Below are 7,228 nucleotides of genomic sequence, written 5' to 3'. Positions count from 1 at the left end.
CTGATCGGCATTAGCGCCTCAGGGCGCTATTTTTTTGCTTGACGCTCGTAGCTCGCTTGCTTATTGTGTTTAAACATTCATAAAACAATCACTTTTTATGCACTCTCACTCTTTGTTTATTTTTGACTTCTTTTTTCTTCCGTAAATCGGAGGCTAAGTCGTTTTAGAAAAACAAGTCAAAAACGAACAAGAAGCCTCCCACACTAGGGGGGCTTTTTTATAAGGACACATTTATGACTGACCGAACAATTTCACTAGATGATATCCGCCTTCGTCTCAACGATTTAGACGACGAACTCCTAAAATTACTTTCAGAGCGTCGTAAGCTGAGTATCGAAGTCGCTAAAAGCAAGGTAGAAACGTCAAAACCCGTTCGTGATGCAGTACGAGAGCAACAACTACTAGTCAAATTGATCAACAACGGTAAAGATAAATACGAGCTTGATGCGCAGTACATTACTAAGTTGTTTCATACCATCATTGAAGATTCGGTTCTGCTGCAACAGTCATACCTGCAAAACCTTGCGAATCCACAAAGCCGTAAACCACTAGCTCGCGTTGCATTCTTAGGTTCTAAGGGATCGTATTCTCACCTTGCGAGCCGTGAATACTTCAGCCGCAAGAATATGGAATTGATTGAGCTGAACTGTAATCATTTCAAAGAAGTCGCATCGACTGTAGAATCGGGCCATGCCGACTACGGTGTACTGCCGATTGAAAATACCAGTTCAGGGTCAATTAACGAAGTCTACGATCTGCTACAACACACAACGCTTTACATCGTTGGTGAACTTTCTCAACCGATTGAACACTGCCTTGTCGCGAAAAATGATATTCGTTTAGAAGACATTAAAACGCTCTATTCGCATCCACAACCTCATCAACAATGCAGTGAGTTTTTAAGCCGCCTTAAAGATGTCAGCCTTGAATCTTGTGCAAGCACAGCTGATGCTATGAAAAAGGTGAAAGATCTAGACGGTGATGATGTGGCAGCGATTGGTAATGCATCGAGCGGCAAGCTTTATGGACTTCAACCAATCCAAGGTAACATTGCAAATCAAACTGAGAACCACACTCGTTTCATCGTGGTCGCTCGTAAGCCTGTTGAAGTATCGACTCAGATCCCAGCTAAGACGACGCTTATCATGTCAACTTCTCAAGAAGCCGGTTCTTTGGTTGAAACACTACTGATTCTGCAACGCTTAGGTATTAACATGACCAAGCTGGAATCTCGTCCTATCATGGGTAACCCTTGGGAAGAGATGTTCTATGTGGATTTAGAAGCACACTTAGATTCAGATAATATGCAGCAAGCGATAACGGAACTAACAGCCATAACTCGTCACCTAAAAGTGTTAGGTTGCTACCCAAGTGAGAACATTAAGGCTACTCAGGTTAAGTTGTCTTAACTTTTTATTATCTGTTCCCCCATTTTAACTGCTATAAGCTTTTCACTAATACAAGCATTTGGCCTACTGCAGGCCAAATGCTAAAAGAAAGTAACTAATGGAATAAAACTCGAACTAAGGAATACGCAAAGTCTGTATACTTAAAAATGAATTGGTTGTGTTACTGATTCTCACTCCTATCCACTTCAATCACCCCCACCGTACTTACTTAAACACTCATTACTGATAATTTAATCAGTAAATACAAAAACTTAAAACCCAAACAAAACTCTTCAAACACAATATAATCGATGGCAAGAACTCTCGAAATAACATAAACTTACGTGCTAAAATTTATAAACCATGTTGTGAATAACCATGAAGCTAAGTACTAAAATATTACTTGTGATTGCCCCCGTAATACTGATCAGTACAGCGGCTTCTAGCTATATCATCTATTCCACGCAAAAAAACAGCTTTATCAAACGTGAAGACAATGCCCTGCAATTAAGCATGGAAAAATTAGCAGGCTATTTTCAACAGTCTCGTTCTTTCCTCAACAATTACTCCTACACCCTCACCAATAGTGACCTGGTTAAGCGTTATTTTATGGTTGATGAAAATGTCGACCACCAACGTGAACTTACTGATAACCTAAACGAAACGATTAAGTTATTGCAAGATGGTAACGACAGTTTTACAAGGGTCGCGTTGCTTGATAGCGATCGAGCTCTTAAATATTACGCTGACAATACCAATGATCCTTTCGCAAAAATGGATCCCAAGATATTAGAGTTCATTGAGCATCAATATCAAAAAACGTTAGCAACTTCGAGTACGGACTACATACAGAATTCCCAAGGTGAAGGGGGATTAGTTCATTATGATGTTATTGATAAAAAAACAGTTTCGACACCAATAAACGATCCACCCAACAATGTGTTTTTTGTGGTTGTATCTGTCTCTCTTGATAAGTTTAATTCACTACGAAAACAGATAGAGTTCGACTATCAAACTAGTTTGTTTTTTACCCCTACGTTAGTGACACAGGGGCGTGAGTTAACACAATCTATAAAGCTAGCACCTGGCCTCTACGCCACGCTCGATCCTGCACCATTCTTATTAGACAACAAACTCAAATCTATCTGGAATGAACTGAGCCTATCCTTTGCCCTATCTGCATTTGTCAGTGTTGCCTTACTGCTGATCCTGCTATCTCGCTGGGTGATAAACCCGATCACCCGTTTAGATAGGCAGCTTCAAGAGGTTGAGAAAAAACAGAGAAAAAACATTGAGCGCCTAGGAACAAATGATGAGTTGGGGCGCTTATCCCAACGCTTTTATGATATGTACCAAGAGTTGGATGACACGTACCAACAGACTAAGTTGTTGGCAGAAAATGATCAGTTGACCCAAATAGCCAATAGGCACCAGTTTCAAACCTTCGTGCAGCAGTCGTTGTCAAAACCTAGTTCGAACACCGAAACCTGGGTTCTCTACTTTGATTTAGATAACTTCAAATTTGTGAACGACAAATACGGGCATCAGATCGGCGACTCGATTCTCGTCAGTTTTGCTCAGCGTATCTCCAATATTTGTAACCACTACAAAACAGAATTAAATGCCCACTGTCTGCCAGCCCGACTTTCTGGGGACGAGTTCGTTGTATACATTAATGCTCCAAATCACCAAGAAAATATCGCACATCGATTTTCGAATGATTTACTCACCCCACTACAAAAGGGGTTTGTCACCGAGTCAGGTAATTTCCCGATTACGGTAAGTATTGGTATTGCGACCCACCCTAATGATGGCGATACAATCGAGAAGCTTCTTTCGAATGCTGATACCGCGATGTATCAAGCCAAACATGCAGGTAAAAACCAATTCGCAGATTACTCGTTAGACTTAGATAAAACCATTCAGCGTCAAGCCAGTATTGAGAGCGCCCTCAGAGAAAATAATTTTGATGAAGAGTTTAAGCTCGTTTACATGCCTTATATGGACTCAACAGGAAGTTATATTATTGGTGTAGAAGTGCTATTACGTTGGCACTCAAAACACCTTGGTTTAGTGCCACCCGATGAATTCATTCCTATCGCCGAACAAACCGGATTATTTGAAATAATTGATCGCTGGGTTATCCAGAATGCATTTGCTTCATTCCATCAACTTCAAGCTCAATTCGATCACTCTATTCAGCTATCGATTAACTTATCTTCAGCCGGGATTAAAACCACTCACCTTGCTGATTTCATCAAAGAGCATGCGAAAATCAATCAGATTCCGCCCAATTTGATCGATTTTGAAATCACAGAAACCTTTTACTCAAACTCTCAGGGGTTCCCATTACTTAACCAGTTATCATACATGGGCTATAGATTAGCAATCGACGACTTTGGTTCTGGTTACACCTCGATCACTCAACTGGTTCAATATCCAACTCAGAAGATTAAATTGGATAAAACCTTTTTGGACACCTTGATTGAGACAGATAACCAGAACATAGTGAAACCCATTATCGGGCTATGCCATGCTCAAGGGAAAAAGGTCACAGCCGAAGGAATTGAAACTCAATGCATGCATCAGTGGTTACAAGATGCGCAGTGCGATATGCTACAAGGCTATTATTTTGGTAAGCCAATGCCATTAGAAGAGCTGACGGAATGGTACCGACAGCATCAACTCAATTTTATCGATAATAAAAAGAATCAACCACATGAAATCTGTAATCATCGCATCGCTGAATCCAGCTAAAATTAGCGCCGTTAAAAGTGCATTCTTATCGGCTTTTCCTGATACTGAATTTGATTTCAAAGGCATCAGTGTCCCTAGTGGCGTCGCCGATCAACCCATGAGCAACGACGAAACCTATCAAGGTGCGGTAAATCGTGTTTACAACACGATCCAAGCTCAGCCTAATGCAGATTTTTATGTGGGATTAGAAGCTGGAATAGAAAAAAACGTTACCTTTGCATGGATGGTGATCGAAGCAAATGGCCTACGTGGAGAATCGCGTTCAGCAAGTTTGATGTTGCCACCTGCAGTACTTGAAAAGTTAGAACATGCGAACGAGCTAGGGGATGTGATGGATGAAGTGTTTGGCACCGATAATATCAAACAAAAAGGCGGTGCGATTGGCCTACTAACGCATAACCAACTAACACGCAGCTCTGTCTATCATCAGGCTTTAATTTTAGCGCTGATCCCATTTGTGAATCCAGAGCACTTTCCTATCTAGATCTTCGCTAAACTTCGAAAGCCTCAGAGAACAATCACCAGAATTAAAAAACGCTAACATTCAGTTAGCGTTTTTATCGAATTAATAGACACACTACTCAGAGGTTGCTTAACTCAGTTATTGTTTGAGCAAAAGGTCGGCGATCACGGCTTTCTCTTGTTCAGATTTGGCCTTTAGCTCATTTGAGCCTCTGGTTATCGTCGCGACGCCTACTCCCAGCATTTGGCTAACCTGTCGTTGAGACATCTCACCTTTCATCAGCTCACAAAAGATATTAATTCGAGCAACCAAAGCATCTCGCTCGTCTGGTGTCATCATCATGGTCAACAATAGTTCATGTTGATCTTTTTCGACAGCCGTCTTTACCAAGTCCATCAGTTGTTGCCAATTCTCATATTCAGGTTGTGATGCCATATCTCTACACTTACTTTTAAATTCTGACTTTAAAGAGTCGCTTAACGATTGAAAGCGTCGAACACTTTATACCGAAACACTTGATGTGATCCAATGTAAAAAGGCAGTAAGTGGAAATGGTTCGCACTCACTGCCTTTAATATTACTCAGCTTGGAGAAAAATGCAGAGAGCTTAGTATTTCGTTTTTGCCTCATGGGGCGCTAAAAACGTCCCTTTCTCACCCAGGAGATCTCGATAGTAAGTCTCAAACATCAAGATATTCTGAACGTAACCACGAGTCTCTTTGAATGGGATCATCTCGATAAAAGCAAAAGCATCGAGCTTTTCATCGCTGCGTGATCGCCACTGTTTCACACGACTAGGGCCAGCATTATACGCGGCAAATGCGAAGATGCGGTTATCATCATATTGAGCGAGTAGGCCATCTAGATAGTGGCTACCAATCTCAATGTTCTTGCCGACATCATAAAGATCATCGCTGCCCTGGTACTTAATCTTATGTTTATTGGCCGTGTATTGTGCCGTCTTTGGCATAATTTGCATGATGCCACGCGCGCCAACTGGAGAGCGAGCCTCTGAATCCATCGCACTCTCTTGTCTTGCTAAAGACATCAAAGTAATTGGATCAAAATCGTGCTTCTCGGCATAGAAATTAAACCACCACTTATGAGCGACAGGGAAACGTAACGCAATGTTATCCCACATCTTCGCAGAAATACTCGCCGTTACCGTAAAGTGATTCCATCGCTGTGTCGCAGCATGAGCTGCAAGCATCGCTTTTTGCTCTTTATCTGCATGACTTAATAACCAGCGCCACTCACTCTTTGCAGCCGCTATTTTATCTCGCTCAATCAGCTCACCGATACGAACCAAAGAAGTGTCGAATGGTTTCACCATTTCTGCACTGTATTTAAGGGTCGACGTTGGATAGCTAACTGGCTTATTTAATTGCTTAGCCGCAGCCACACTGTAGAAATTACGCTGACCCAAGATATCTGACAGTCGTTTGTTACCCTTAGCAGTATCGCCTAGTGCAATCTCAGCTCTACCCTGCCAATACTGCCAGCGAAGCGAAGCCTGATGCTTATCATCTAAGCGCGCAATCCACTCTTTCAAGCCAGTCCAATCGGCATGCTGAATCGCTAAGCGAGCACGTCTTTCCAACAAGACTTGCTTTGATGAACTCGCGAGCATTTTGTCTCGCCACGCCATCAACTCTTCAGAGTCGGTATTGATCAAGCGGAACGCTAGGTAATCCGCGAGCTCTTGGGATTTTTCTTTCGAAAATTTTTGAGCTTTCACAACATCATCAAAAACCTCTTGAGCGCTGCTTGCGAATTTCCTTACTAGCTTCTCGAAACCAAATTCAGTTTGAGCTTGGTAGAATTCATTCGCTGGGTGCTTCTTAGCAAACGCGAGTACATTTTCAGGCTTGTTGTACAACGCCTTCATCTGCTTCGCTTGAGTAATTGACTCATCATGATCTAATTGCTTAACCAAGTAGCTCATTAACTTACCGTTTCGACTCTCGAACGCTAAAAGCATTCTGTCCAGAATCAGCTGATCCGTTCTTAAGCCCGCTTCATCCCAACTTTCGAAAAGTGAATCACAGTTATCATCAACACCACTGCCACTTAACCAAAGTTGTTTCGCACCTTTAAAGGCGAGATCTTGATTACCTTGTTCATAATTAGCGCGGTAATAGATACATTGATATTTTTCACCAACAGGCTCTTGGGTTTGAAACTCAAGGATCGTCTTCCACTGTTTTTGAGCCGCCAATAAATCTAAATAAGGCGCTCGTATACGATTGGAAAACGGCAGTGCTTTGTTCTCTTCAATAAAAGCATCCACCTCGCTTGGCGTTCGATCACCTAAGCCCAATAAAAAGGCGCGATAGTCAGTGTAAGGTGTTAACGGGTATGTTTGAATTTTATTACGAAGTGCTGAATAAGCTTTTAGATCACGGTTGTCTAAAACCTCTTGCGCTCTGTCATAAACATCACGCTGCATTTCAAGCTCGGAAGCATTGCTGGCCATAGCCATTGGAGCCTGTGAAAATGAAAACAAAATTGCCGATGCAGCGACAGCAATTTTCGTATTACCAATGCGAAAAAACATTCGCTCTTTCCTTAGTGCGTGTATGAATACGTGAAGTCTATTTACGCCCGACATCACATCAAA

5 protein-coding genes and 1 other annotated feature are annotated in these 7,228 nt (G+C 41.9%); of the genes, 3 read left to right on the top strand and 2 right to left on the bottom strand.

The features are described from left to right. Positions 1-99 precede the first annotated feature (99 nt). Positions 100-221: a sequence feature (Phe leader region), on the top strand. Between the two features lie 12 nt (positions 222-233). The 3 genes from pheA to yjjX all read left to right on the top strand — a co-directional run bounded on the left by pheA (position 234) and on the right by yjjX (position 4,629). Further along, complete coding sequence (gene pheA / locus AB4589_RS04720; protein ID WP_009848464.1) at positions 234-1,409, top strand: prephenate dehydratase; 1,176 nt, start codon at positions 234-236, stop codon at positions 1,407-1,409. Positions 1,410-1,766: 357 nt separating this feature from the next. After that, on the top strand, positions 1,767-4,145 hold the full coding sequence (locus AB4589_RS04715; protein ID WP_372099569.1) for an EAL domain-containing protein: 2,379 nt from the start codon (positions 1,767-1,769) through the stop codon (positions 4,143-4,145). Then, complete coding sequence (yjjX, locus tag AB4589_RS04710; protein ID WP_009848462.1) at positions 4,108-4,629, top strand: inosine/xanthosine triphosphatase; 522 nt, start codon at positions 4,108-4,110, stop codon at positions 4,627-4,629. Before AB4589_RS04715 ends, yjjX begins: the two co-directional genes overlap by 38 nt. Before the next feature lie 117 nt (positions 4,630-4,746). On the opposite strand, the gene trpR is transcribed toward yjjX, so the two are convergent. Together trpR and AB4589_RS04700 are read right to left on the bottom strand one after the other, a co-directional pair. Then, positions 4,747-5,043 (bottom strand): trp operon repressor, encoded by a 297-nt coding sequence (gene trpR, locus AB4589_RS04705; protein ID WP_009848461.1) that lies wholly within the window; start codon positions 5,041-5,043, stop codon positions 4,747-4,749. 172 nt (positions 5,044-5,215) lie between these two features. Further along, positions 5,216-7,165 carry a transglycosylase SLT domain-containing protein gene (locus tag AB4589_RS04700; protein WP_372099567.1) on the bottom strand — a complete coding sequence of 650 codons (1,950 nt, stop codon included), beginning with the start codon at positions 7,163-7,165 and terminating at the stop codon, positions 5,216-5,218. Positions 7,166-7,228: the final 63 nt, after the last annotated feature.

It is taken from the genome of Vibrio sp. 10N.222.49.A3, from assembly GCF_041475145.1.
Lineage (GTDB): Bacteria > Pseudomonadota > Gammaproteobacteria > Enterobacterales > Vibrionaceae > Vibrio > Vibrio tasmaniensis_A.
Note: the sequence above shows the minus strand (reverse complement) of the source record. Positions and strands in the feature narration are given on the sequence as shown.